General features: G+C 61.3%; 26 protein-coding genes. 18 read left to right on the top strand and 8 right to left on the bottom strand.

The genetic code is table 11. The features are described from left to right. The first annotated feature begins 235 nt into the window (after positions 1–235). The 6 genes from ACF8E5_RS08875 to hisF all read left to right on the top strand — a co-directional run bounded on the left by ACF8E5_RS08875 (position 236) and on the right by hisF (position 5,283). The gene (locus ACF8E5_RS08875) at positions 236–1,897 is read left to right on the top strand and encodes an OFA family MFS transporter (RefSeq protein ID WP_392475162.1); all 1,662 of its coding nucleotides are present in this window, start codon (positions 236–238) and stop codon (positions 1,895–1,897) included. 261 nt (positions 1,898–2,158) lie between these two features. After that, the gene (gene hisB / locus ACF8E5_RS08870; protein WP_023532883.1) at positions 2,159–2,752 is read left to right on the top strand and encodes an imidazoleglycerol-phosphate dehydratase HisB; all 594 of its coding nucleotides are present in this window, start codon (positions 2,159–2,161) and stop codon (positions 2,750–2,752) included. Next, positions 2,753–3,391 (top strand): imidazole glycerol phosphate synthase subunit HisH, encoded by a 639-nt coding sequence (gene hisH / locus ACF8E5_RS08865; RefSeq protein ID WP_058604243.1) that lies wholly within the window; start codon positions 2,753–2,755, stop codon positions 3,389–3,391. Then, the gene (locus ACF8E5_RS08860) at positions 3,392–3,652 is read left to right on the top strand and encodes a DUF2164 domain-containing protein (RefSeq protein ID WP_027914086.1); all 261 of its coding nucleotides are present in this window, start codon (positions 3,392–3,394) and stop codon (positions 3,650–3,652) included. It begins immediately after the preceding gene. A 27-nt stretch (positions 3,653–3,679) separates the two neighbouring features. Continuing rightward, positions 3,680–4,429, top strand: a complete 750-nt coding sequence (gene hisA / locus ACF8E5_RS08855) for a 1-(5-phosphoribosyl)-5-[(5-phosphoribosylamino)methylideneamino]imidazole-4-carboxamide isomerase (protein ID WP_392475161.1) — start codon at positions 3,680–3,682, stop codon at positions 4,427–4,429. Between the two features lie 83 nt (positions 4,430–4,512). After that, a complete protein-coding gene (gene hisF, locus ACF8E5_RS08850; RefSeq protein WP_058604246.1) occupies positions 4,513–5,283 on the top strand; it encodes an imidazole glycerol phosphate synthase subunit HisF in 771 nt (256 codons plus the stop codon). Positions 5,284–5,321: 38 nt separating this feature from the next. Here the strand turns inward: hisF and betA are convergent, their stop codons facing one another. From betA to betI, 3 genes are all read right to left on the bottom strand, one after another. Then, positions 5,322–7,013: a choline dehydrogenase gene (gene betA / locus ACF8E5_RS08845; protein WP_058639168.1), complete on the bottom strand. Its 1,692-nt coding sequence runs from the start codon at positions 7,011–7,013 to the stop codon at positions 5,322–5,324. 145 nt (positions 7,014–7,158) lie between these two features. Next, positions 7,159–8,631 carry a betaine-aldehyde dehydrogenase gene (gene betB, locus ACF8E5_RS08840; protein ID WP_196142476.1) on the bottom strand — a complete coding sequence of 491 codons (1,473 nt, stop codon included), beginning with the start codon at positions 8,629–8,631 and terminating at the stop codon, positions 7,159–7,161. A gap of 38 nt (positions 8,632–8,669) precedes the next feature. Next, positions 8,670–9,323 carry a transcriptional regulator BetI gene (betI, locus tag ACF8E5_RS08835; protein ID WP_392475160.1) on the bottom strand — a complete coding sequence of 218 codons (654 nt, stop codon included), beginning with the start codon at positions 9,321–9,323 and terminating at the stop codon, positions 8,670–8,672. 476 nt (positions 9,324–9,799) lie between these two features. Here betI and ACF8E5_RS08830 point away from each other — a divergent pair, with 476 nt between their 5' ends. The 8 genes from ACF8E5_RS08830 (at position 9,800) to ACF8E5_RS08795 (ending at position 16,043) form a co-directional block, all read left to right on the top strand. Further along, entirely contained in the window at positions 9,800–11,803 is a 2,004-nt protein-coding gene (locus tag ACF8E5_RS08830) for a BCCT family transporter (protein ID WP_058639166.1), read from the top strand. An 84-nt stretch (positions 11,804–11,887) separates the two neighbouring features. Next, on the top strand, positions 11,888–12,058 hold the full coding sequence (locus tag ACF8E5_RS08825; RefSeq protein ID WP_196124522.1) for a hypothetical protein: 171 nt from the start codon (positions 11,888–11,890) through the stop codon (positions 12,056–12,058). A 100-nt stretch (positions 12,059–12,158) separates the two neighbouring features. After that, positions 12,159–12,437 (top strand): hypothetical protein, encoded by a 279-nt coding sequence (locus ACF8E5_RS08820; protein ID WP_196124520.1) that lies wholly within the window; start codon positions 12,159–12,161, stop codon positions 12,435–12,437. Positions 12,438–12,491: 54 nt separating this feature from the next. Beyond that, positions 12,492–12,752, top strand: a complete 261-nt coding sequence (locus ACF8E5_RS08815) for a hypothetical protein (RefSeq protein WP_392475159.1) — start codon at positions 12,492–12,494, stop codon at positions 12,750–12,752. Then, positions 12,727–13,146: a dermonecrotic toxin domain-containing protein gene (locus ACF8E5_RS08810; protein ID WP_392475158.1), complete on the top strand. Its 420-nt coding sequence runs from the start codon at positions 12,727–12,729 to the stop codon at positions 13,144–13,146. Before ACF8E5_RS08815 ends, ACF8E5_RS08810 begins: the two co-directional genes overlap by 26 nt. Positions 13,147–13,158: 12 nt before the next feature. Beyond that, positions 13,159–14,226: a hypothetical protein gene (locus tag ACF8E5_RS08805; protein WP_392475157.1), complete on the top strand. Its 1,068-nt coding sequence runs from the start codon at positions 13,159–13,161 to the stop codon at positions 14,224–14,226. A gap of 165 nt (positions 14,227–14,391) precedes the next feature. Next, complete coding sequence (locus tag ACF8E5_RS08800) at positions 14,392–15,084, top strand: hypothetical protein (RefSeq protein WP_392475156.1); 693 nt, start codon at positions 14,392–14,394, stop codon at positions 15,082–15,084. 65 nt (positions 15,085–15,149) lie between these two features. Further along, the gene (locus ACF8E5_RS08795) at positions 15,150–16,043 is read left to right on the top strand and encodes a hypothetical protein (protein ID WP_392475155.1); all 894 of its coding nucleotides are present in this window, start codon (positions 15,150–15,152) and stop codon (positions 16,041–16,043) included. Positions 16,044–16,167: 124 nt separating this feature from the next. Here the strand turns inward: ACF8E5_RS08795 and ACF8E5_RS08790 are convergent, their stop codons facing one another. The 4 genes from ACF8E5_RS08790 to gpmI form a co-directional block, all read right to left on the bottom strand. After that, complete coding sequence (locus tag ACF8E5_RS08790; protein ID WP_058639160.1) at positions 16,168–16,935, bottom strand: divergent polysaccharide deacetylase family protein; 768 nt, start codon at positions 16,933–16,935, stop codon at positions 16,168–16,170. A 7-nt stretch (positions 16,936–16,942) separates the two neighbouring features. Continuing rightward, entirely contained in the window at positions 16,943–18,259 is a 1,317-nt protein-coding gene (locus ACF8E5_RS08785; RefSeq protein ID WP_058604251.1) for a S41 family peptidase, read from the bottom strand. Between the two features lie 76 nt (positions 18,260–18,335). Further along, positions 18,336–19,637, bottom strand: coding sequence for a murein hydrolase activator EnvC (locus tag ACF8E5_RS08780; protein WP_196186515.1), 1,302 nt, complete (start codon positions 19,635–19,637; stop codon positions 18,336–18,338). Between the two features lie 120 nt (positions 19,638–19,757). After that, positions 19,758–21,293, bottom strand: a complete 1,536-nt coding sequence (gene gpmI / locus ACF8E5_RS08775) for a 2,3-bisphosphoglycerate-independent phosphoglycerate mutase (RefSeq protein WP_058604253.1) — start codon at positions 21,291–21,293, stop codon at positions 19,758–19,760. A 207-nt stretch (positions 21,294–21,500) separates the two neighbouring features. Here gpmI and ACF8E5_RS08770 point away from each other — a divergent pair, with 207 nt between their 5' ends. From ACF8E5_RS08770 to secB, 3 genes are read left to right on the top strand one after another with little or no spacing between them, the layout of a single operon-like run. Next, the gene (locus ACF8E5_RS08770) at positions 21,501–21,914 is read left to right on the top strand and encodes a rhodanese-like domain-containing protein (protein WP_023532978.1); all 414 of its coding nucleotides are present in this window, start codon (positions 21,501–21,503) and stop codon (positions 21,912–21,914) included. A gap of 1 nt (position 21,915) precedes the next feature. Further along, entirely contained in the window at positions 21,916–22,170 is a 255-nt protein-coding gene (gene grxC, locus ACF8E5_RS08765; protein WP_023532936.1) for a glutaredoxin 3, read from the top strand. Positions 22,171–22,211: 41 nt separating this feature from the next. Next, the gene (secB, locus tag ACF8E5_RS08760) at positions 22,212–22,697 is read left to right on the top strand and encodes a protein-export chaperone SecB (protein ID WP_023532907.1); all 486 of its coding nucleotides are present in this window, start codon (positions 22,212–22,214) and stop codon (positions 22,695–22,697) included. Between the two features lie 103 nt (positions 22,698–22,800). On the opposite strand, the gene trmL is transcribed toward secB, so the two are convergent. Beyond that, on the bottom strand, positions 22,801–23,262 hold the full coding sequence (gene trmL, locus ACF8E5_RS08755; protein WP_058604254.1) for a tRNA (uridine(34)/cytosine(34)/5-carboxymethylaminomethyluridine(34)-2'-O)-methyltransferase TrmL: 462 nt from the start codon (positions 23,260–23,262) through the stop codon (positions 22,801–22,803). Here trmL and ACF8E5_RS08750 point away from each other — a divergent pair. Beyond that, positions 23,261–23,698, top strand: coding sequence for a hypothetical protein (locus tag ACF8E5_RS08750; protein WP_058639157.1), 438 nt, complete (start codon positions 23,261–23,263; stop codon positions 23,696–23,698). The genes trmL and ACF8E5_RS08750 overlap by 2 nt on opposite strands. The last annotated feature ends 186 nt before the right edge of the window (positions 23,699–23,884 follow it).

The following is a 23,884-nucleotide window of genomic DNA, read 5'->3' as shown; positions in this document are numbered from 1 at the left end:
CGCCGCAGCGGCCGTCCCTGTTTATTCGCCTGGATATACCGGCCATTTCCTACATGCCAAGCAGATGCTACGGCTTTCGACAGCGGTGATCATGGCAGTTCAGAAAGATCGGCTACAGCGCCTGACCGTTTCAGCCGAACTAAAATGGGCGATATCAGATTGCTTTCATGTGATCGGATACTGCACCCTTGCGCCGCTTTGTCTGCCTCCACAACTTATAAAAAGGATCATCTCCATGAGCCGTACCGTGACGGCGGATGCCCTGGCCAGTGCGCCAGGCTTCCTCTCCAAGGAACGCATCATCGCCCGGCCGGGCTTCAACCGCTGGCTGGTGCCCCCGGCTGCTCTGGCCATTCACCTGTGCATCGGCATGGCCTATGGCTTCTCGGTGTTCTGGCTGCCGTTGTCGCAAGCCTTGGGCATTACGGCGCCGGTGGCATGCGCGCCAGACATGAGCTTCATTGCCCGGTTGTTCAGCGCCGAGTGCGACTGGCCCATTTCGATGCTCAGCTGGATCTACACCCTATTCTTCGTCTTCCTCGGCTGTTCGGCCGCCGTGCTGGGCGGTTGGCTGGAGCACGCCGGCCCGCGCAAGGCCGGGTTGGTCTCGGCGCTGTGCTGGTGTGGCGGCATGCTGATTTCCGCCATCGGGGTGAAGACCCATCAGCTGTGGCTGATGTGGCTGGGTTCCGGTGTGATCGGCGGCATTGGCTTGGGCCTGGGGTACATTTCGCCCGTTTCCACCCTGATCAAGTGGTTCCCGGACAAGCGCGGCATGGCCACCGGCATGGCTATCATGGGCTTCGGCGGCGGAGCCATGGTGGGTGCACCGTTGGCCACGGCGCTGATGGGCCATTTTGGCAACGCGCACGAGGTGGGCGTATGGCAGAGCTTCGTGGTCATGGCCGCGATCTACTTCGTGTTCATGACAGCCGGGGCCCTGGCGTATCGCATCCCGCCCACCGGCTGGAAGCCCGAAGGCTGGAATGCACCGGCCAAGAAGGCGGGCAACGGCATGGTCACCGATCGCCACGTGCACGTCAGCGTAGCCTGGAAAACCCCGCAGTTCGTTTTGGTCTGGCTGGTGTTGTGCCTGAACGTGTCGGCCGGTATCGGCATTCTTGGCATGGCCTCACCGCTGTTGCAGGAAGTGTTCGCTGGCAAGCTGCTGGGCAATGAACTCACTTTCAGCCAGCTCAATGCCGCGCAATTGGCGCAGATTGCCGCCATTGCGGCGGGCTTTACCGGCTTGTTGAGCCTTTTCAACATCGGCGGGCGGTTCTTCTGGGCGTCGTTCTCCGACTATATCGGGCGCAAGAATACCTACTTCGCCTTCTTTGCCTTGGGCGTTGGCCTGTACAGCCTGATCCCGAACATGGGCCACTTGGGCAACGTGGCGCTGTTCGTGGCGGCGTTCTGCATCATCCTGTCGATGTATGGCGGTGGCTTCTCCACGGTACCGGCCTACTTGGCCGACCTGTTCGGTACGCAAATGGTCGGCGCCATCCATGGGCGCCTGTTGACAGCCTGGGCCGCCGCCGGGGTGCTGGGGCCTGTCTTGATCACCTACCTGCGCGAGTATCAGTTGGCGGCTGGCGTCGAGCGTGCGGCAGCGTACGACATGACCCTGTACATCCTCGCTGGCCTGCTGGTGCTGGGCTTCATCTGCAACATGCTGATCCGCCCGGTGGCCGACAAGCACTTCATGACCGATGCGCAACTGGCCGCCGAACGGGCGTTGAGCCACGACAAGGGCGCTGACGGCGCGCGATCCCTCGAATGGAAGGCCGCACCTGGCAGCCTGCCGCTGGTGCTGTTGGCCTGGGCCGTGGTGGTGGTGCCGTTGGCCTGGGGCGTCTGGGTGACCTTGCAGAAGACCGCCGTATTGTTCCACTGACCTAGGCCGGTCGAAGCGTTGTCATGGGGCATTCGCGCCGGGCCCCGTGGCATCGATGCTGTCGGCAAGTGCAACAGGGCCGCGTTCAGTGGCGGCCCTAGAGTTATCGCAAAAGCGGTCATTTCCTCCCGGTTGTATAGACCTGTAGCGGTATCCGACCCCGTCATCACTGGGCTTGCCATATGTCTTGCGCGTTCCAAGCAGCGGCCATCTGCGCCTATAATGCAGCCCTTTTCGCCTAATGATTTTGCGGAGCTGGTGATGGTCGAACGTAAGGCTTCCGTCGAGCGCAATACCCTGGAAACCCAGGTCAAGTGCTCGATCAACCTCGATGGCAGTGGCAAGGCCCGATTCGATATCGGCGTGCCTTTCCTTGAACACATGCTGGACCAGATCGCCCGCCATGGGCTGATCGATCTGGATATCGAGTGCAAGGGCGACCTGCATATCGACGATCACCATACCGTCGAGGACGTCGGTATCACCCTGGGCATGGCGTTCGCCCAGGCCATCGGCGACAAGAAAGGCATCTTCCGCTACGGCCACGCCTATGTGCCGCTGGACGAAGCATTGTCGCGCGTGGTCATCGACTTCTCCGGCCGCCCCGGCCTGCAGATGCATGTGCCTTACACCCGTGCCAGCGTCGGCGGTTTCGACGTCGACCTGTTCCAGGAATTCTTCCAGGGCTTCGTCAACCACGCCCTGGTCACGTTGCACATCGACAACCTGCGGGGGCACAACACCCACCACCAGATCGAGACCGTGTTCAAGGCCTTCGGCCGCGCACTGCGCATGGCTGTTACCCTCGACGAGCGCATGGCCGGGCAGATGCCGTCTACCAAAGGGTGCCTGTAAATGCAGACGGTAGCGGTAATCGACTATGGCATGGGCAACCTGCACTCGGTGGCCAAGGCGCTTGAGCACGTCGGCGCCGGCAAGGTACTGGTCACCAGTGATGCAGCGGTGATCCGCGAAGCGGACCGGGTGGTGTTCCCAGGCGTTGGTGCCATTCGCGACTGCATGGCCGAGATTCGCCGCCTGGGCTTTGACAGCCTGGTGCGTGAAGTGAGCCAGGATCGCCCATTCCTGGGCATCTGCGTAGGCATGCAGGCGCTGCTTGAGCACAGTGAAGAAAACGACGGCGTCGACTGCATTGGCCTGTTCCCGGGCCAGGTGCGCTTGTTCGGCAAAGACCTGCAAGAAGACGGCGAGCATCTGAAAGTGCCGCACATGGGGTGGAACGAAGTCAGCCAGAGCGTCGACCACCCTCTGTGGCACGACATCAGCGACCGGGCGCGTTTCTATTTCGTGCACAGCTACTACATTGCCGCCGGCAAGCCCACCCAAGTGGTTGGCCGTGGCCATTACGGCGTCGATTTCGCCGCGGCGCTGGCCGATGGTTCGCGTTTCGCGGTCCAGTTCCACCCGGAGAAAAGCCATACCCATGGCCTGCAACTGCTGCAGAACTTCGTGGCCTGGGACGGGCGCTGGTAAATGAGCCGTTCGAAGACCAAGGCGCCGATCCTCACGCTGGCCCCCGAGCAGGAGCGTGAAGCGCTCGATACGCTCAAGCGCTTTCTCGAAGACCGTTTCGAGCTGGAACTGGGGTCATTCGAAGTCGCCGAGGTGCTCGAACTGTTCACCCATCACATTGCACCCCATTACTACAACAGGGCGATCGCCGATGTTCAGCTGCACCTCAAGGAGCGGTTCGAGAGCATCGAAAGCGATCTGTGGGCGCTCGAGAAGCCCTGAAACCCCAAGAACGGACAGGTTCCCAAGATGCTGATTATCCCCGCTATCGATCTGAAGGACGGTGCCTGCGTGCGTCTGCGCCAGGGCCGCATGGAAGATTCCACGGTATTTTCCGATGACCCGGTGAGCATGGCCGCCAAGTGGGTTGAGGGCGGCTGCCGTCGCCTGCACCTGGTCGACCTCAACGGTGCCTTCGAAGGCCAGCCGGTCAACGGTGAAGTGGTCACCGCCATCGCCAAGCGCTACCCGACCCTGCCGATCCAGATCGGTGGCGGCATCCGCTCGCTGGAAACCATCGAGCACTACGTCAAGGCTGGCGTCAGCTATGTCATCATCGGCACCAAGGCGGTGAAGCAGCCTGAATTCGTGGCCGAGGCCTGCAAGGTCTTCCCTGGCAAGGTCATCGTCGGCCTGGACGCCAAGGACGGCTTCGTCGCCACCGATGGCTGGGCCGAAGTGAGCACCGTGCAGGTCATCGACCTGGCCAGGCGCTTCGAGGCCGATGGCGTCTCGGCGATCGTCTACACCGACATCGCCAAGGACGGCATGATGCAGGGCTGCAACGTACCGTTCACCAAGGCCCTGGCAGAAGCCACGTCGATTCCGGTGATCGCTTCGGGTGGCATCCACAACCTGGGCGACATCAAGGCGCTGCTCGAAGCCAAGGCGCCTGGCATCATTGGCGCCATCACCGGCCGCGCCATCTACGAGGGCACCCTCGACGTAGCCGAGGCCCAGGCCTTCTGTGACAACTACCCGAGCATTGGCCAGCGCTAAGCGAGCGCGACAAGGGGGCGCCTGTGGCGTCTCCTGTGTTGCCCCACGCTTGCCGCTTGCAGTTGCTTCCCAGGAGCCCTCTCATGGCTTTAGCTAAACGCATCATCCCTTGCCTGGACGTGGACAACGGCCGTGTGGTCAAGGGCGTCAAATTCGAGAACATCCGCGATGCCGGCGATCCGGTGGAGATTGCCCGGCGCTACAACGAGCAGGGTGCGGACGAGATCACCTTCCTCGACATCACGGCCAGCGTCGATGGTCGCGATACCACCCTGCACACCGTCGAGCGCATGGCCAGCCAGGTGTTCATCCCGCTGACCGTGGGGGGTGGGGTGCGCACCGTGCAGGACATCCGCAACCTGCTCAATGCCGGTGCCGACAAGGTATCGATCAACACTGCCGCCGTGTTCAACCCGGACTTCGTGGGCGAGGCCGCAGACCGCTTCGGTTCCCAGTGCATCGTCGTGGCCATCGATGCCAAGCAGGTATCAGGCCCGGGCGAAACCCCGCGCTGGGAAATCTTCACCCATGGCGGGCGCAAGCCGACCGGCCTGGACGCGGTGGAGTGGGCGAAGAAGATGCAAGACCTGGGTGCGGGCGAAATCCTGCTGACCAGCATGGACCAGGATGGCATGAAGAATGGGTTCGACCTGGGCGTGACCCGTGCCATCAGCGATGCGTTGAGCATCCCGGTGATCGCCTCGGGCGGGGTGGGTAACCTTCAGCACCTGGCCGATGGCATCTTGCAAGGGCATGCCAGTGCCGTGTTGGCTGCCAGCATTTTCCATTTTGGGGAGTACACGGTGCCTGAGGCCAAGGCCTATATGGCAGCGCGCGGAATAGTCGTTCGCTGACCCGAAAAAAAGGGGCTGCCAGGCAGCCCCTTTGGTGATCAGCCCTGCTTCACTTCACGCATGGGCTTGCCTTTGACCGGCGCGTCGTTGGCCACGTAGTACTTGGCGGTGCTGCGCGGCAACGGCTTGCGACCACGGATCTTGTCCGAGATTTTCTCGGCAATCATGATGGTGGTGGCGTTGAGGTTGCCGGTGATGATGATCGGCATGATCGACGCATCCACTACACGCAGGCCCTGCATGCCATGCACGCGGCCTTCGCCATCGACCACCGCCATGTCGTCGGTGCCCATCTTGCACGAGCACGATGGGTGGTAGGCGGTTTCGGCGTGCTCACGGATGAATTTGTCCAGCTCTTCATCGGTTTGCACGTGCGCACCTGGGCTGATTTCGCGACCACGGTACGGGTCCAGCGCTGGCTGGGCCATGATTTCGCGGGTCAGGCGAATACCGTCACGGAATTCTTCCCAATCCTGCTCGGTGGCCATGTAGTTGAACAGGATGCTTGGGTGCTGGCGTGGGTCCTTGGACTTGACCTGGACGCGGCCGCGGCTAGGCGAGCGCATCGAGCCCATGTGCGCCTGGAAGCCATGTTCCTTGACGCCCTTGGAGCCGTTGTAGTTGATGGCCACCGGCAGGAAGTGGTACTGGATGTTCGGCCATTTGAATTCAGGGCGCGAGCGAATGAAACCGCCGGCCTCGAACTGGTTGCTGGCCCCGATGCCGGTACCGTTGAACAGCCACTCGGCGCCGATGGCCGGCTGGTTCCACCACAGCAGCGACGGGTACAGCGAGACGGGCTGGGTGCACGCGTACTGAAGGTACAGTTCCAGGTGATCCTGCAGGTTTTCGCCAACGCCTGGCAGGTCGTGAACGACCGGGATGTCCAGGCTTTCGAGCAGGGCGCGCGGGCCCACGCCGGAGCGCTGCAGCAGTTGCGGCGTGGCGATGGCGCCGGAGCTGACGATCACTTCCTTGCGGGCACGTGCTTCGACGCGCTCTTCGCTGTCGCCCACCAGGTAGCTCACACCGATGGCGCGCTTACCGTCGAACAGTACGCGGTCGCTCAGGGCGTGGGTCACGATGGTCAGGTTGGGGCGTTTCTTGGCCTGGTCCAGGTAACCGCGGGCAGTGCTGGAGCGGCGGCCATTCTTGGTCACCGAACGGTCCATCGGGCCGAAGCCTTCCTGCTGGTAGCCGTTGAGGTCTTCGGTGCGTGGGTAGCCGGCCTGTACGCCAGCCTCGACCATGGCGTTGAACAGCGGGTTGTTGCCAGCCTTGGGCGTGGCCACGCTCAACGGGCCGTCACCACCGTGGTAGTCGTTAGGGCCGATGTCGCGGGTTTCGGCCTTGCGGAAGTACGGCAGGCAGTCCAGGTAGGTCCAGTCTTCCAGGCCTGGCAGCTCAGCCCAGCCATCGAAGTCCAGGGCGTTGCCGCGGATGTAGCACATGCCGTTGATCAGTGAGGAGCCACCCAGGCCCTTGCCACGGCCACATTCCATGCGGCGGCCGTTCATGTGCGGCTCCGGGTCGGTCTCGTAGGCCCAGTTGTAGCGGCGGCCTTGCAGCGGGAAGGCCAGGGCAGCTGGCATCTGGGTACGGAAGTCGAAGCGATAGTCAGGGCCGCCGGCTTCGAGCAGCAGCACGGTGGTGCCTGCGTCTTCGGTAAGGCGAGTAGCCAGGGTGTTACCGGCAGAGCCGGCACCAACGATGATGTAATCGTATTCCATGGGGAAGCTTCCTCCGGAAGCAGTTGCGCGTCTGGTGCTGCACCTGGTGCAGCCTGGCCTGACGCGCAAATGGATGAGTGCTGCAAGGGCCGGTCGGTCAACGACCAGCGCTGTCCTGCAGCATGGGCTGGCGTGCTACGGCCGGTCAGAAGACCGAGGCGTAGTCGCCCAGCTCGACCTGTACCGACTTGATGCGGGTGTATTGGGCCAGCGAGCTGATGCCGTTCTCGCGGCCAACGCCCGATTGCTTGTAGCCGCCCACCGGCATTTCGGCTGCCGACTCGCCCCAGGCGTTGATCCAGCAAATGCCCGCTTCGAGCTGGTGGATGATGCGGTGGGCACGGTTCAGGTCGTTGGTGCACACACCGGCAGCCAGGCCGTATTCGGTGTCGTTGGCGCGGCGGATCACTTCTTCCTCGGTCTCGTAGCTGAGGATGCTCATGACCGGGCCGAAGATCTCTTCCTTGACGATGGTCATGTCGTCGCGGCAGTCGGTGAACACGGTCGGGGCCACGAAGGCACCCTTGCCGAAGTCGCCTTCGGTCAGGCGCTCGCCGCCACACAGTACGCGGGCACCTTCTTCCTTGCCCTTGGCGATGTAGCCCAGCACGCTTTCCATGTGCTGGAAGCTGACCAGCGGGCCGAAGTTGGTGTTTTCATCTTCGGGGTTGCCGGCACGGATACGCGCTACGCGCTCGAGAATCTTGGCTTCGAAGGCGGCCTTGTGCTCGGCTGGGATGAACACGCGGGTACCGTTGGTGCACACCTGGCCCGAGCTGTAGAAGTTGGCCATCATGGCGATGTCGGCGGCCTTGTCCAGGTCGGCGTCGGCGCAGATGATCAGCGGCGACTTGCCGCCCAGCTCCATGGTTACTTCCTTGAGCGAGGAGCTCGAGGCGCTGGCCATGACCTTCTTGCCGGTGGTGGTGCCGCCGGTGAAGGAGATCTTCTCGATGCGCGGGTGCTCGGTCAGCCAGCTGCCCACTTCGCGGCCGCTGCCGGTCAGTACGTTGAACACGCCGTCCGGCAGGCCGGCTTCGGTGTAGATCTCGGCCAGCTTGAGGGTGGTCAGCGAGGTGACTTCCGACGGCTTGAAGATCATCGCGTTGCCGGCAGCCAGGGCCGGTGCGGATTTCCACAGGGCGATCTGGATCGGGTAGTTCCAGGCGCCGATACCGGCAGTCACGCCCAGCGGTTCGCGACGGGTGTAGACGAAGGACGATTCGCGCAGCGGAATCTGCTCGCCTTCGATGGCGGGTACCAGGCCTGCGTAATATTCCAGCACGTCAGCGCCGGTGACAATGTCGACGTAGCGGGTTTCGGAGTAGGACTTGCCGGTGTCCAGGGTTTCCAGCAAGGCCAGCTCGTCGTTGCGTTCGCGCAGGATGTCCACGGCGCGGCGCAGGATGCGCGAGCGCTGCATGGCAGTCATGGCCGCCCACACTTTCTGGCCGCGCTCGGCGCTTTCGACAGCCTTCTCGACGTCAGCCTCGGTGGCGCGTTGCACGTGGGCAAGCACTTCGCCGGTAGCCGGGTTGATGGCTTCGAAGGTGGCATCGGTACCAGCGTCGACGTAACCGCCATCGATGTAGAGTTTTTGCGTTCCGAAACGGGCCATAGTGTCCTCGCAAGTGCAATGTGTGAGTAGGCCGGGCGTCACGCTCCTGCCGTGCTGGCAGAGGCCGTGTGCCGTTTTTCAGCAGCAGGGTCAGTGCCCAGTGTGTGCTGCTTGGCCAGTTGTAGATCCATGTATTCGTAAGCGATCCGTATCGCCTGGTCGGTGTCGAAGGCATCCCCCGACAAGGCTCCACGCAGCCACAGGCCGTCGATCAGAGCCGCCAGCCCGCGGGCTGCCTTGCGTGCATGGTAAAGCGGCAGCACGCGGCGAAACTGGCAACACAGGTTAGAGTACAAACGGTGGTCATTGATCCGTTGCAACCTGTGCAGATCGGGCTGGTGCATGCTGGAGGCCCAAAAGGCCAACCAGGTTTTCATCGCCGGGCCATTCACCTGGCTGGCATCGAAGTTGCCCTCGATTATCACTTTCAGGTGGGCGCGCGGCGCATCGTCCGTCAACGCCTGGCGGCGTGCTCGCACGCCTTCGTTGAGCATGCTCATGATGTAGCCCATCGTCGCTGCGATCAGGCCGTTCTTGTCCCGAAAGTAGTGACTGATGATGCCGTTCGACACGCCGGCCAAACGGGCAATGAGCGCAATGCTGGCGTCCCCCAGACCGACCTGATCGACCGCTTGTAACGTGGCTTCGATCAACTGCTGACGGCGGATGGGTTGCATACCGACCTTGGGCATCTTGCTTTCTCCTCAGGTCTGCGAGCAGACGACCAGCGTCTGACTCGGCGAAGACCAGTCTATTTTGTTTTGATTGAACGTTCAATCAATAAAGAATAAGCTCTGCGACAATTTGTGCCATTGACAGCCCATGTGACGGCTCCAGCGGCATCGATTGAAACCTTAGGAAATCGCGCAAACCCAGGGCCGGCAAGGCTTGTAACGGGGGCGATCGATAAAGGACGCAGACGCCGTCGCAGCGTGGAAGACCTGCGACATGCCTCAGGATCGGGCGATATCCCTGTGACCAATGCGCGCACTTTCAACCGTGCGCAGCGTTTTGAAGCGGTGGTAACGGCGTATGTGTTGCAGCGGATCGGTTCGAAACCGCGATTTCCAGGGTGCTTTTATAACACCTGATGCAGTGGGGGTATTCCACCAAATGCTCAGGAAGACCGATTAGCCTCCACTGCCGTTCTGCCCGGAGCCTTCTTGCAATGAGTTCTGCCTCACTAACCAAACCCCCCGCCGAGAGGGTACGGGTCAACCGCGTGGTGTTCTACACCTCGGCGCTGATGATCCTCGTTCTGACTGCCTTGCTTATCGCTGTTCCTGAAACTGCCGGCCGCGTATTGGGCGTCGCCCAGCAGTGGCTGACGCGCAGTTTCGGCTGGTACTACATGCTGGTGATCTGCGGCTACTTGCTGTTCGTCATCTACCTGGCGTTTTCCGACTACGGCAAGCTCAAGCTGGGCGGCAAGGAAGACCAGCCTGACTTCAGCTATGGCGCCTGGGCCGGCATGCTGTTCTCGTCGGGCATCGGTATCTCGCTGTTGTACTTCGGCGCATCCGAGCCGCTGGATCACTACTTCAATCCGCCCGAAGGCACGCCGGCCAGCCTGGAAGCGGCGCGTCAGGGCCTGCAGCTCACGTTCCTGCACTGGGGCCTGCACGGCTGGGCGATCTACGCCCTGGTGGGCCTGGCCGTGGGTTATTTCGCCTACCGTCACAACCAGCCGCTGGCACTGCGCTCGGCACTTTATCCACTGGTGGGCGAGCGCTGGGTCAAGGGCGCTGCCGGCAACGCTGTGGATATCTTCGGCATGTTCGTGACCCTGCTGGGCCTGGTCACCAACCTTGGGATCGGCTCGATGCAGGTCGCGTCGGGGCTTGAATACCTGTTCGGCATGGACCACAGCAAGACCAACCTGCTGGTGGTGATTCTGGTAATGGCTGGTGTTGCCACAGTGGCAGCGGTCTCGGGCGTGGAAAACGGCATCCGCCGCCTGTCCAACCTGAACATCGCGCTGTTCAGTGGCCTGCTGATCTTTGTCCTGCTGGGCGGCGAAACCCTGCACCTGCTCAACGGCTTCGTGCAGAACGTGGGCGACTACCTCAACGGCATCGTGCTGAAAACCTTTGACCTGTATGTGTATGAGGGTGAGGCGGGCAAGTCCGAACGCTGGTTGGGCCTGTGGACGGTGTTCTATTGGGCCTGGTGGATTTCCTGGGGCCCGTTCGTAGGCATGTTCATTGCCCGGATCTCCAAGGGCCGTACCGTGCGCCAGTTGGTCAGCGGTGTGCTGTTGATCCCGCTGGGCTTCACCCTGGCGTGGCTGTCGATCTTCGGCAATACCGCCCTGGACCTGGTGATCAACCATGGCGCCGTGGAACTGGGCAAGACCGCCCTCGAGCAGCCGTCCATGTCGATCTACCAACTGCTGGAATACTTCCCGGCAGCTAAGATCGTGATCGGTGTGGCCGTGTTTGTTGGCTTTGTGCTGTTCCTGACCCCAGCGGACTCCGGCGCAGTCATGATGGCCAACCTGTCGTGCAAAGGTGGCAAGGTCGACGAGGACGCCCCGCACTGGATGGTGGTGTTCTGGTCGGTGATCATCACGCTGGTCACCATCGGCTTGTTATTCGCCGGCAACTTCGAAGCCATGCAGACCATGGTGGTGCTGGCAGGCCTGCCGTTCTCGGTGGTGCTGGTGCTGTTCATGTTCGGCTTGTACAAGGCCATGCGGCAGGACGTGGCCATGGAGCAGGAGCGGGCCGAACTGGCCGCACGTGGCCGTCGAGGCTTCAGTGAGCGCCTGACTCAACTCGAACTGCAACCGACCCAGGCGGTGGTGCAGCGCTTCATGGACAAGCAGGTAAGCCCTGCGCTGAAGGATGCAGCGGCCCAGTTGCAAACCCAGGGCTTCGACGTCGAGACCCGGGTCGGCCAGTCGCGCAACATGATGGGCCTGCGAGTGATGATGGAAGAAGGCAACCCCTTCGTCTATGAAGTCAGCCTCGATGGTTACATGGCTGCACCGACAGAAGCCCCGGCCGAGGGTGAGCCCGAGGTACGGCAACGCTTCTACCGCGCCGAAGTGTATTTGCACGACGGTAGCCAAGAGTATGACCTGATGGGCTTTGCGCCTGAACAAATCGTGCGCGATGTGCTGGATCAGTTCGAGAGCCACCGCCAGGTGTTGGGGCGGGTCTACAGCTGACGCACGACCTGGCCTAGCAATATGTACGGCCAATGACCACACGTGCGTGGCTACGGTGGGTCTCCCGATTCAAGGAGGCCCACCATGCCCACCGCTCGAGCCGCTTCATACGACTTCAAAGCCCAGGTCAACGCGCAGTTTTCTGGTCGGCCTACCTTACGGCAGGTAGCCAGCCTGCAAATCATGGGCTTGCTGATCGAGCACTACCCCCTGATTGCCGTTCATCGCCCACGCTCAAGGATGCCAACCAGCTGAGCCTGGTCAGGGCGAACCCCGATGGGCACCAACGACCCTTCCACTCGTAGACGAGATACTCAAGGCCAAGCTGCACAACCGGGTGCTGGACTTCACGCCAGTGGCCAACATCAATCAGTATCTGCTGCTCAGCGGCAAACACTTCTTTGCCATCCCCGACCCGTTCGAGACTGCCGAGGGCGATCAAATCGATCTCGTGGCTCTGCAACCTGCCTTCGAAGACCTGCTGCTTTTACTGGACGACTATTTCAACGCGGCACAGGTCAAGTACTGGCGTGCTGTCGGCAGTATGGGCGTCAGCCGCGATCGCTGGCTGCAGCTGGTCATGATAACGGCGCTGCTGCACAACCTGTCGCTTCACGGCTTGAGCGCTCGGTAGCAGGCTTGTCTGCGTGGACTCTTGGGCAGCCCCAGTGAGCGGCCGACTGTGTTCATGGTGGAGATGGTACGTCCCTATCAGAACAGCAGCGTTAGCCGTTTCCTGCCAGATCTCATCGTACAGGGACAGTGGGACGAGGGTGAGGCAGTGCTGTGGTGCAAGCCGTCCGGCGTGGTGTGGACGTTCGACACGCTGGATGAATTTGCGCAGGCCCTACAGCAGGAGTATCCCGCCCTTGTGGACGAGCAAGGGATGGTATGGCATCGGCATGAGCTTGGAGGAGAACCTTTTGCGCACCGCCATCAGCCACCGTGAAGATCAGCTGATCATGGATTGGTTGACGGTCGACTACCCCAAGCAGCTTGTCTGGCGATTGGATATCGGCGCCACTTACCCGGCATATGTGGTCACCCATCTCGACGACGCGCAGCGTCAGCCTGAGCGGGTCAGACGCTTCGCAGGAGAATGGCGAAGCGCATTACTGCACAGCGCCTTGCAGGCAAAATTGAGGGGACAGTTAAGCGAAATCGGTCTTCAGGCTATTTCCGATTATTGCGGCGGCAGGGTGGACGCAATGCAACCGGCCAGCACACTGATGCCGTTCGCATTGCGACGTGCACCGGACAGTGAGCAATACGATCAGGTACATGGCATGTATGTTCTGGTCAATCAGACGCCTGGAACAGTTGTGCTGTACAGGCCCCTTTAAGGTAGTAGGGCCGTGCTGGAGTTCACAAGCACAGACGCCTTGATGGATGAGGTGCGCAACAACGTTGAGCTGCAGGCCAGCATTCTTGACTGGCTAACGCCTGAAGCTCGCCCGGTTTACGACCACGGCGGATTCAGCGAGCCCCATCTGGGGCACTCGATTATCGATACCTCGATCTTGCCCGGGCGTGTTGCGCCTGCTCAGTTCTGGGCCAAACCCTGGCTAAATGATGTCGACCTTCAGTTGTACAGAGCCAACCGCGATTTGCTGGTCGATCTGGCCGAACGCAGCTCGGTCGCCAACGCAGAAAGCCAGTGGGCGGTTCTCACTCAAGGTGCCTGGTTGCTGTTCGACGTAGCTTCCATATTGGTGAGTGGCCCCATCGGTGCTGTAGCCTGGATGGTCCAAGCGCTCAATGCCGCGGCAGCTGACGAAAGAGCCATCCGTGAGGGTACGGCGTTCGAGCGCTCGGCTGCCGTGGTGGACATCGTGCTCAACCTGGTGATGGCGCTGGGGCACGTGCTCGGGCCGAAAATGGCCCCCAAGCCGGTAGAACTGCCTGATGCCATACGCCCTTCAACGATGGCTCCCGGGTCGACCCTCCCAGTGCTAGCCGATGCCGATGTGCCGAGGCAAGGCAAGGCAAGGCAAGGCAAAGTCTACCTTCCTGGGCCAGTCACCAAGGCGCAGGCGATCATGGATTTCTCCTTCTCAGGTGGGGAAGGGTTCAATGCCTTGCCGGCCGAAATGCGCAGCAAGGTCTTGGGTTTGCGCGTGCAGATCGATCTGGAACAGCACTCGCCGGCTTCCAGCGGGGAGGCCGCAGGTTTATACACGGTCGATGGGCAACGCTACGCAAAGATGCTGATGGGCACCTTTGCTGTATCGGTCGATGCCGAAGGCGTGCGCATCATCGATGCGCAGGGCAAGCCTGGCCCATGGTTGAAGCGTGTGGGCGGGGCATGGCGTATCCACTCGGGCCAACGCTTGCGAGGCGGGATGCCCAAGAGTCGTCTTCAGCTCATACGCGAAGAGAACATGCGCCGCGAAGAGAGCATGCGTGAAGAGGTGAGCGTTTGACGCGTGCGCGCGAAGCATTGGCCGCAGCCTATGAACGACATGCTTCTAAAGTAGATAAGACCACCGAAAAACTTGAGGAACTTGAGCGAGTCGAAACGCCTGATACACAGCAACTGGAAATGATCAGTTTACTGCGCCAAGTCAGAAGGGGGGCAGCGCCAGTATGTGTGCAAAGACCTCGACGCGCTCATAAAACACGACAGCGAGCACGACGCTCTGCTCATGTCGGGCGGCTCGGTAAGACCTTCCAGTGAGCTCGTCTCGACCACGGTAACTTATCAGCGCAGTACCATCCGACGTGGCCTACTGGCGACCTGCGAGACGTATTACAACTTGCTGGCGGTCATGATCAATGAAGAGTCCATAGACGCACAGCTTGATGAAATCTTAGTCCTACCTACCACTGAGGAGGAGCAGCAACGCTACAAGCGATTGACTGCCTCGCTCGAGCGCGTGACGCAGTGGGCCAAAGATATGCTGGCCTTGGCCGCAAAACTTGATCCTCTACTTGAGAGCACCCGAGCTGACAATGACATTGTGTTCCAGGATGCTGATGGCAAGATCGAAAACGAGCATCTTGAACTGACCAGAATTATTCAACAGCGCCAATTGAACGCCGTTGATCTTGAGTTTCGACTGCTTGAAGACCTCGGCGAATTGTCAATTGATCGTCTTCGGGGTGCCTCCGAAGAGCAGATCAACGAGTACAACGAAATGCTGGTTGGAAAGGCACTCAAGAGTGCGGGCAGCGCCCACGGTGACTTGGCTGGCAGCAGCTTGTCTGTCGAGGAGCGAGTCGCTGTGCTCAATGACGTGATTGATGCGTACGAGGAGACCATTGGCAAGGCGCAAATCTAGCCAGCTCCCAGCCTGAAGCTATCCGACTCGACAAGCTCCAACAGTACCTCGACGAGCTACGCCGGTTGAAGCTGTTGGCCAGCGAGGAAATGCAGGCCAATATTCGTGAGGTCGAGCAGACCGAGGCCTTTGCACCACGCACGCCCGTCTATGCTCCACGCGGCGGTGTGCGTCGAATGGTCAGAACCAAGCAGGGACGTAACGTAGTCGGTGTCGAGACCGTCGACGACGCAGGTCTCCCTGTACTGCAGCAAGTGGACAGTCATGCGAAGGTGTTGAGAACCTTCCGCCGGCAGGATAGCCAGTGGCAAGAGGTCGAACCGCCAGGCACTGCTGAACAGCCGCCAAGCTCTGCCATCAAGGTAAGCGAGTTGCGTCGACAAGCGCAAAAGCTGATCAATAACGTTGATGCCACGGTTGCGATGGCAAGGAAATTCTTCGCCAAGAATGAGCCATTGGGATTGGCCACGATTGTCGACGAACACGTCAAAGACCTCAAAGCCAACCTGGCGTTGTTGCCTCGAACTGATGCTGAAAGTGCGTTGAGAGGGCGAATCGAGCATGCAATCACTGAGCTTGACGACCATCGTCAGAAGCTGCTCAAGACCTATTATTTGACCTGTAAAACCCCTGCCATGAACGCGCTCAAATTCCTTTACGAACTGGGTGAGATTACCGTTAGCCGAGCAGATCGCAGAGTGCCGTTGGGAACAAATGACTATTTGGATACCTACGAGATCAAACGGGTATCAGGCAGGCCTATCTGGGAGGCTCACTTTCATTATCCTGCCGTGGACACGGCAGATCAGGACTTTTCTCGTGGGCATCTGAAATTGTGGGAGCAGCGCAGGCTTGGGCATCAAGCTGTGTTGCGGGCCGCAAAGAAACAGCAAGTGCTCTCCATCTACCGTGGCCAGCTACGTAAGGGCGATGTGGAGGGCATCATTCCATTCGGGTAACGATGCTGCTGTAGCCGGTGCTCTGCTCGCTGCCAGGTGGCAGGGTCTAGACTCACCGACGTACCTGCACTGGCATGAGGGCACGTGGGCAACCTACTTCGCGGGCACCCTGCGCGATGCCCGCTCAACGGTTGCTGTAGCGGCCTTGCTTGCCATGGGCGGGCATGGCCAGGTTGCTTCGTTCGGCAATCATCTGCTGTAGGTTGATCAGCTTCACACCCTGTCGCGTGAGGTTTGGCAGCTCGCGCTCCAGCACTTCGAGGGTCTGTGGATACGGGTGGCCAATCAGCACTGCCGAGCCCTGCTTGCGTGCCAGGGCGATGCCTTGGTGCAGTTGGTGCGTAATTGCCTCCGGCGTGCGGTCATCATCCAGAAATACATCCCTGGAGACATTCGCCGTGCCCTGTGCCTGGGCTTGTGCCGCGGCCACGGTCGCAGCGCTGGTGCGGCTGTCGACGAAGAACAGGTCGCGGCGCTGTAGCTCACCCATCAACCAGGTCATGGCGTCGCGTTGTGCCGTCATGCGGCTGCCCATGTGGTTGTTCACGCCAGCGGCATAAGGCACCTTGGCCAGGGCCGCATCAAGACGCCTGGCAAGCTCGTCTTGCGGCACGCCGGGGTGCCAGGCATAGGGCCCGGTGGCCGGGTCCATGGGCATGTGCAGGATGACGGTTTTACCCGCCTTATGCGCCTGGCGGGCGAAATCGGTGGCATGCGGGGTGTCGGGCATGATGGCCATGGTCACCGGCCCCGGCAGCGCCAAGGTTCGACTGTCGCGTTCGGGGCTTTGGCCGAGGTCATCGATGATGATGCTCATGTAGGCCTGGCTGGTGGGCGCCGCGTGCGCCACGCCCGCCATCAGCCCGATCAGCAGATACAGCAAATAACGCATGGGTGGCTCAGCTGCCTTTGGTGATGTTCAGGCCCTTGAGCAGGCTCAGGGCCTGGCTCAGCTGGAAGTCGTTGTCCTGCGGCCGCTCCTTGCGCTTGCTGCTGCCGGTGGGACGGTCGGCGCCCCCATTGCCGTTGCCCAGGTGCCCCTGCAGGTCGGCTTCCTTGAAGTTGTCGTTGTCCGCTTCGGCCGTAAGCTTGGCCTGGCGGACCTCGATGTCCGGCACGATACCCTGGGCCTGGATGGAGCGACCGTTGGGGGTGAAGTACAGGGCAGTGGTCAGCTTCAGGGCACGGTCGTTGGCCAGGGGCAGCACGGTCTGGACCGAGCCCTTGCCAAAACTGTCGGTGCCCATCAGCACGCCGCGCTTCTGGTCTTGCAAGGCGCCCGCGACGATTTCCGAGGCCGAGGCGCTGCCGCCGTTGATCAGCACCACCAGTGGCACACCTTCGCTGGCATCGGCAGGGTCAGCCGAGAAGCGCAGCTCGGAATTGGCGATCCGCCCTTTGGTGTACACGATCAGGCCCTTGGTCAAGAAGTGGTCAGCCACTTCCACCGCCGACTGCAACACGCCCCCCGGGTTGTTGCGCAGGTCCAGGATCACGCCACGCAGCTTCTTGCCGTTGTCCTTGCGCAGCTTGGCCAAGGCCTTGCCCACTTCGTCGCCGGTCTTGACCTGGAACTGGGTGATGCGGATATAGCCGTAATCGTTCTCGAGCAGTTGGCTCTTGACGCTTTTAACCTGAATGACTGCACGAGCAAGGGTCACATCGAACGGCGTACCCCCATCGCGCACCAACGTCAGGGTGATCTTGTCGCCCACTTTGCCGCGCATCTTGTCCACGGCCTCGGTCATGGTCTGGCCGCGGGTCGGTGCGCCGTTGATCTTCACGATCAAGTCGCCCGCCTGCACGCCGGCCTTGGACGCTGGGGTGTCATCAATGGGCGAGACCACCTTGATGAAACCGTCTTCCTGGCCGACTTCGATGCCCAGGCCGCCAAACTCACCGCTGGTACTTTCCTGAAGCTCTTGAAAGTCTTCAGGGCCCAGGTAGGCCGAGTGAGGATCGAGGTTGCTGAGCATGCCTTTGATGGCGTTTTCCAGCAGGGTCTTGTCATCGACAGGCTCGACGTAAGCTGCCTTGATACGGTCCATGACCTCGGCGAAGGTGCGCAGCTCTTCAAGCGGCAGCGGCGCTTTGGCAGTGACCTCGGTGACGGGCACGGCAGCCGCCTTGGCAGGCTCTGCAGCAATGGCCAGGGGTGCGCCGACCGCCAGGGCGATGGACAGGGCCAGCTGGGTAAGACGGGGCGAGTGCAGCATGTCGAACGAACTCCTGATCCTGTAGACGCTCCCTTCGGAGCATGGGCACAGCACACGCTGCGCCACATAAGTTTGACTAGCCGCGGCACCACTGGGAGGGGTCGGAAGGCCGGCCCTGCTGGCGGATGGCGAAATACAGACCGGCAGCCTCCTGGCCACCGCTATCGCCGACTGTCGAAATGGCTTCGCCCGCCTTGACGACGTCACCGGCGCTCTTGAGCAGGCTCTGGTTGTGGCCATACAGGCTCAGGTAACCATTGCCGTGGTCGAGAATGACCAGAAGACCGGCGCCACGCAACCAGTCGGCGAACACCACACGGCCTCCATGGACAGCCCGCACCTGAGTACCGGGGTTGGCACTGATCATCACCCCGTCCCACTTGGCGCGTGAATCACCGCCACGGGCATCCCCGAAGCGTGCCAGCAATCGACCATTGACGGGCCATGGAAGTTTTCCACGGGAAGCAGAAAATGCGCCGCCATAACTGGCACCGTCGCTCGAAACCATGGGCCCGAGGGTCGCACGGGCCTTGCGCGGTGGCTCGGCTGGCTCGGGCGCCTTGTCACGGGCTGCGGCGGCGAGTGCCTCTTGCTGGCGGCGTTTTTCCGCCTCCTGCTGAGCCAGCAGTGCGCGTTGGCGTGCCTGCTCGGCTTCACGCGCCTGGCGGGCCAGGGTTTCCTCGATGGTCTTGAGTACCTTGGAAAGATCGGCCTGGTCCTGCTCGCGGGCGCGCAGCTTCTGGTCGCGGTCCTTCACATCGCCGTTGAGCTTGGCCAGCACCTCGCGGCGCTTACCCCGTTCGACTTCCAATGCCTGGCGGCGGGTGTCGAGGTCGGCGCGCTGGGCCAGCAACTGCGCTTGCTGGCTGCCGATGTCACGTTCGACACCGGCCAATTGGCGCAGGGTGTCATTGAAGGCGCGCAGTTGCTCCAGGCGCGCCTTGCTGAGGTAATCGTAGTAGGTGAGCGTTCGCGCGAATTTTTCGGGGTTCTGCTGGTTGAGCAGCAGCTTGAGGTATTCCTCACGGCCGTTCTGATAGGCCGAACGGGCCTGGATGGCAATCAGCCGCTGTTGTTCAACGCGGGCGCTCTGGAGTTTTTTTTTCTCGGTATCAAGGCGCTCCAGCTCGCCCTCGGTCTTTTTTAGTTGCTGCTGCAGGGCCTCCACCTGCTTCTCCAGGTTGCCGATGTCGGTTTCGGTGGCCTTCAGGTCTTTCTGCACGCCGGCCTTTTCTTCCTGGAGCTTGCCCAAGGTTTTCTTGAGCTCGGCGATGTCCTGGCGGGTGGCGTCCAGTTGCTGCTGGGTCTGTGCGCGCTCGTCGGCGAACGCCGGGGTGAGCAGGCAAGACAAGGCGAGAAGGATCAGGGCGCGAAGCATGGGTTTGGCATACCGGGGATGGAGACTGGCCTAGTATGAATGAGCGGCAGGCTGCACGCTACACGCCACAGGAAAGGGCCGCGAACTGGCCCGTGCTTCTTGTGGCGTGTGGCATGACTGTCAGGCGTCGATCAGGATGGACGTGCCTGTCATCTCGGCAGGCTTCTCCAGCCCCAGCAGCTTGAGCATGGTCGGTGCCACGTCTGCCAGCACTCCGCCTTCGCGGACCTTGAGGTTGCGCTTGCCTACATAGATGAACGGCACCGGCTCGGTGGTGTGTGCGGTGTGCGCCTGGCCGGTGGATTCGTCTTCCATTTGCTCGACGTTGCCATGGTCAGCCGTGATCAGTGCTTCGCCACCGACCTTGTCCAGCGCCGCGACGATGCGGCCCATGCAGCCATCCAGGGCCTCGACGGCCTTGACTGCGGCATCGAACACACCGGTATGGCCAACCATGTCGCCGTTCGCGTAGTTCACCACGATCACGTCATGACGCTGCTGCTCGATGGCTTCGACGATGCGGTCGGTGACTTCGGGCGCGCTCATTTCCGGCTGCAGGTCATAAGTAGCGACCTTGGGCGATGGAATGAGGATGCGCTCTTCGCCTTCGAATGGTTCTTCGCGCCCGCCCGAGAAGAAGAAGGTGACATGTGCGTACTTTTCGGTCTCGGCGATGCGCAGCTGGGTCTTGCCATTGTTCGCCAGGTATTCGCCCAGCACGTTGTGCAGGCTGGCCGGCGCGAAGGCGGCCGGCGCCGGGATCTTGGCCGAATACTGGGTCAGGCCGATGAACGCCGCCACTTTCGGCAGACGCGCGCGCGGGAATTCGTTGAAGTCCGGCTCGACGAACACGCGCGACAGCTCGCGGGCGCGGTCGGCGCGGAAGTTCATGAAAATCACTGCATCGCCGTCTTCGACCTTGACGGGCTCGCCGATGCGCGTGGCCTTGACGAACTCATCACTCTCATCGCGGGCGTAGGCTGCTTCGAGACCGGCCAGGGCAGTGTCGGCGGTGTATTGCGCGTCACTGTCTACGATCAGGTTGTAAGCGGCGCTCACCCGGTCCCAGCGGTTGTCGCGGTCCATGGCAAAATAGCGGCCGATGAGACTGGCGATGCGGCCTTTGCCCAACCGGGCGAACGTGGCATCGAGCAGTTCGATGGAGGACTGGGCGCTGCGCGGCGGGGTGTCGCGGCCATCGAGGAAGGCGTGCAGGTAGATTTTTTCGGCCCCACGCTGCGCAGCCAGCTCAGCCATGGCAACGAGGTGGTCCTGGTGGCTGTGAACGCCACCGTCGGACAGCAGGCCGAGAATGTGCACGGCCTTGCCAGCGCCCGCCGCCGCATCGACCGCACCGGTGAGCACCGGGTTGGTGAAGAACTCGCCGTCACGGATGGCCTTGGTGACGCGGGTGAAGTCCTGGTAAACAACGCGCCCGGCGCCCAGGTTCATGTGGCCGACCTCGGAGTTGCCCATCTGGCCATCCGGCAGGCCGACATCCATGCCCGAACCGGAAATCAGGCCGTGCGGCTGGGTAGCCTGCAAGCGGTCGTACACCGGCGTGTTGGCGGCGTGGATGGCGTTGTACTCAGGGCTTTCGCTGTAACCGAAGCCGTCCAGGATGATCAGGACCAGGGGTTTGGGCGTGCTCGTCATCAATCAAACTCACGGTTGTTCAAAGATGATAAAGACACGCATTTTAGGGCAAATGCGCCGGTGTGGGCGAATAATCGTCCTCAAGCCCGACCGGCGCACCCTCACGGCATTGTGTAACGGCACTTGCTTCGCGGCCCGGTCAGGCTTTGGTGGCACCGGGCTGGTGTGTATACTGGCCGGCATTTTCAATCGCGTGGAACACCCCAGATGGTTGCTAACCTGATTCAATTCGCGACAAACCACTACCTCCTGGTGGCGATCTTCGTCGTTCTGCTGGCGGCATTGCTGGTCAACGAAATCCGCCGTGGCGGGCAGAGCCTGAGCAATGGGCAACTCACCGCCCTGGTCAACGCCGACAAAGGCCTGGTAATCGATATTCGCCCGGCCAAGGAATATGCTGCCGGTCACATCGTCGGTGCGCTCAGCATCCCCCAGGACAAGCTGGCCACCCGCATGACCGAGCTTGAAAAGCACAAGGACAAGACCCTGATCGTGGTGGACGCGATGGGTCAGCATGCCGGCACCGTGTGCCGCGACCTGCTCAAGGCTGGTTACAACGCTGCCAAGCTCAGCGGTGGCGTTTCCAGCTGGAAAGCCGACAACCTGCCTTTGGTGAAGTGATATGAAACCTGTCATCGTCTATTCCAGCGACTACTGCCCCTACTGCATGCGTGCCAAGTACCTGCTCGAAAGCAAGGGTGTGGCATTCGAGGAAATCAAGGTCGATGGCAAGCCGCAGGTTCGCGCTGAAATGACCCAGAAGGCCGGTCGCACCTCCGTGCCGCAAATCTGGATCGGCAGCACCCACGTCGGTGGCTGCGATGAACTGCATGCCCTGGAGCGCGCCGGTAAGCTCGACGCACTGCTTGCCGACTGATTTTTGCACTGCATTCCCAAACATTAGGATAAGGATCTGCCATGACTGACCAACAGACCACCGGCGCTGCTGCAGAAGACAACAGCCCTCAGTTCTCGATGCAGCGCATCTACGTGCGTGACTTGTCGTTCGAAGCCCCGAAAAGCCCGCAGATCTTCCGTCAGACCTGGGAGCCGAGCGTTGGGCTTGACCTGAACACCAAGCAAAAGGCCCTGGAAGGCGACTTCCACGAAGTGGTGCTGACCCTGTCGGTGACGGTCAAGAACGGTGACGAAGTCGCCTTCATCGCCGAAGTGCAGCAGGCGGGTATCTTCCTGATCAAGAACCTGGATGCCGAGTCGATGAGCCACACCTTGGGTGCGTTCTGCCCGAACATCCTGTTCCCGTATGCCCGCGAAACCCTGGACAGCCTGGTGACCCGTGGCTCGTTCCCGGCCCTGATGCTGTCGCCGGTCAACTTCGATGCGCTGTATGCGCAAGAAATGCAGCGCATGCAGGAAGCCGGCGAAGCACCCACCGTGCAGTGATCGCCCGCATCACGAAAAGCGCCCTTAGTGGCGCTTTTTGTTTGCCTGGCATAAAGCCCCTAGCAGGCCCCCGTGGGCTATTGCGCTGCTGCGTGGCGCTTTGTCAGCTGCCGGCAAACCCATTCTGGCGCCAGGCTTCATAGACCGTCACCGCCACTGTGTTGGACAGGTTCAGGCTTCGGCAGCCGGGGCGCATGGGCAGTCGCAGCCGTTGTTCGGCAGGCAGGCTGTCCAGCACTTCGGTCGGCAGGCCGCGGCTTTCGGGGCCGAACAGAAACGCATCGCCTGGCTGGTAGGCCACTTCATGGAAAGGGTGCGAACCTTTGGTCGTGAAGGCGAAGAGCCGTGGCTGGCCCAGGCTTTCGAGGCAGTGCGCCAGGCTCGGGTGGCGCTTGAGCGTGGCATACTCGTGGTAATCGAGGCCTGCGCGGCGCAAGCGCTTGTCGTCCAGTTCGAAGCTGATGGGTTCGATCAGGTGCAGCGCGCACCCGCTGTTGGCGCACAGGCGAATGATGTTGCCCGTATTGGGTGGAATTTCGGGTTGAAAAAGGATGACGTGAAACATGCACGGCTCCAAGCATGAAGATGGCGAGCATTCTACCCCTGAACTGGACGTGCGATCGAAAGCCTTCCCTCGGGTGATGCTTTCATTGGCGATTGTGGGTGTGATGATCGGCTTGATGATTGGCCGCCTGACCGCGCCCGTCGAGCGTGAGTTGCAGCAGGTGAGCGTGGCGCAAGACGGGTTGGTGTTGTGGTTCAACGCAGAACCCAAGCTGCATGGCGAGATTGTGGAAGGCACCGTGGCGTTGCTGTTTCAGGCCAAGGGCCGCCCTCAGCGAGGGCAGCTGACCGTGCGTGGCAAGCCGGTCAGCTGGCGAGTGCAGGACAGTCAGGAGGGCCTGCTGTTGACGGTGGTGGCTGCGCGTACGCTGCAGGGTCACTGGTCCAGTGAAGAAGTATCTGGACGCTGGCGTGTGCAGGTGGACCTGCACGAATAAAAGAGGGGATTCCCGGCCTGCCTGTACCAAGGTCCCCGAAACGTGTGCGTGAGCGAATAAAAGAGGGGTCACCTGGCCTGCCTGTACCAGGGCCCCGAAACTGGAGTTATTTGTCTTATTGCAGGTGCCGTGCCAACTTTTGAACCCTGTTAATGCGGGGTAAAAGGGGGAAAACGGCCAGTATGC

The sequence above is a fragment of the Pseudomonas sp. WSY_20 genome, from assembly GCF_043104335.1.
Classification (GTDB): Bacteria; Pseudomonadota; Gammaproteobacteria; order Pseudomonadales; family Pseudomonadaceae; genus Aquipseudomonas; species Aquipseudomonas parafulva_B.
Note: the sequence above shows the minus strand (reverse complement) of the source record. Positions and strands in the feature narration are given on the sequence as shown.

Excerpts from the sequence above, each read along its gene's own strand:
- ACF8E5_RS08875 (WP_392475162.1), top strand. The coding sequence starts at position 236 with ATGAGCCGTACCGTGACGGCGGATGCCCTGGCCAGTGCGCCAGGCTTC.
- hisB (WP_023532883.1), top strand. The coding sequence starts at position 2,159 with ATGGTCGAACGTAAGGCTTCCGTCGAGCGCAATACCCTGGAAACCCAG.
- hisH (WP_058604243.1), top strand. The coding sequence starts at position 2,753 with ATGCAGACGGTAGCGGTAATCGACTATGGCATGGGCAACCTGCACTCG.
- ACF8E5_RS08860 (WP_027914086.1), top strand. The coding sequence starts at position 3,392 with ATGAGCCGTTCGAAGACCAAGGCGCCGATCCTCACGCTGGCCCCCGAG.
- hisA (WP_392475161.1), top strand. The coding sequence starts at position 3,680 with ATGCTGATTATCCCCGCTATCGATCTGAAGGACGGTGCCTGCGTGCGT.
- hisF (WP_058604246.1), top strand. The coding sequence starts at position 4,513 with ATGGCTTTAGCTAAACGCATCATCCCTTGCCTGGACGTGGACAACGGC.
- betA (WP_058639168.1), bottom strand. The coding sequence starts at position 7,013 with ATGGAATACGATTACATCATCGTTGGTGCCGGCTCTGCCGGTAACACC.
- betB (WP_196142476.1), bottom strand. The coding sequence starts at position 8,631 with ATGGCCCGTTTCGGAACGCAAAAACTCTACATCGATGGCGGTTACGTC.
- betI (WP_392475160.1), bottom strand. The coding sequence starts at position 9,323 with ATGCCCAAGGTCGGTATGCAACCCATCCGCCGTCAGCAGTTGATCGAA.
- ACF8E5_RS08830 (WP_058639166.1), top strand. The coding sequence starts at position 9,800 with ATGAGTTCTGCCTCACTAACCAAACCCCCCGCCGAGAGGGTACGGGTC.
- ACF8E5_RS08825 (WP_196124522.1), top strand. The coding sequence starts at position 11,888 with ATGCCCACCGCTCGAGCCGCTTCATACGACTTCAAAGCCCAGGTCAAC.
- ACF8E5_RS08815 (WP_392475159.1), top strand. The coding sequence starts at position 12,492 with ATGGTGGAGATGGTACGTCCCTATCAGAACAGCAGCGTTAGCCGTTTC.
- ACF8E5_RS08790 (WP_058639160.1), bottom strand. The coding sequence starts at position 16,935 with ATGCGTTATTTGCTGTATCTGCTGATCGGGCTGATGGCGGGCGTGGCG.
- ACF8E5_RS08785 (WP_058604251.1), bottom strand. The coding sequence starts at position 18,259 with ATGCTGCACTCGCCCCGTCTTACCCAGCTGGCCCTGTCCATCGCCCTG.
- ACF8E5_RS08780 (WP_196186515.1), bottom strand. The coding sequence starts at position 19,637 with ATGCTTCGCGCCCTGATCCTTCTCGCCTTGTCTTGCCTGCTCACCCCG.
- gpmI (WP_058604253.1), bottom strand. The coding sequence starts at position 21,293 with ATGACGAGCACGCCCAAACCCCTGGTCCTGATCATCCTGGACGGCTTC.
- ACF8E5_RS08770 (WP_023532978.1), top strand. The coding sequence starts at position 21,501 with ATGGTTGCTAACCTGATTCAATTCGCGACAAACCACTACCTCCTGGTG.
- grxC (WP_023532936.1), top strand. The coding sequence starts at position 21,916 with ATGAAACCTGTCATCGTCTATTCCAGCGACTACTGCCCCTACTGCATG.
- secB (WP_023532907.1), top strand. The coding sequence starts at position 22,212 with ATGACTGACCAACAGACCACCGGCGCTGCTGCAGAAGACAACAGCCCT.
- ACF8E5_RS08750 (WP_058639157.1), top strand. The coding sequence starts at position 23,261 with ATGCACGGCTCCAAGCATGAAGATGGCGAGCATTCTACCCCTGAACTG.
- trmL (WP_058604254.1), bottom strand. The coding sequence starts at position 23,262 with ATGTTTCACGTCATCCTTTTTCAACCCGAAATTCCACCCAATACGGGC.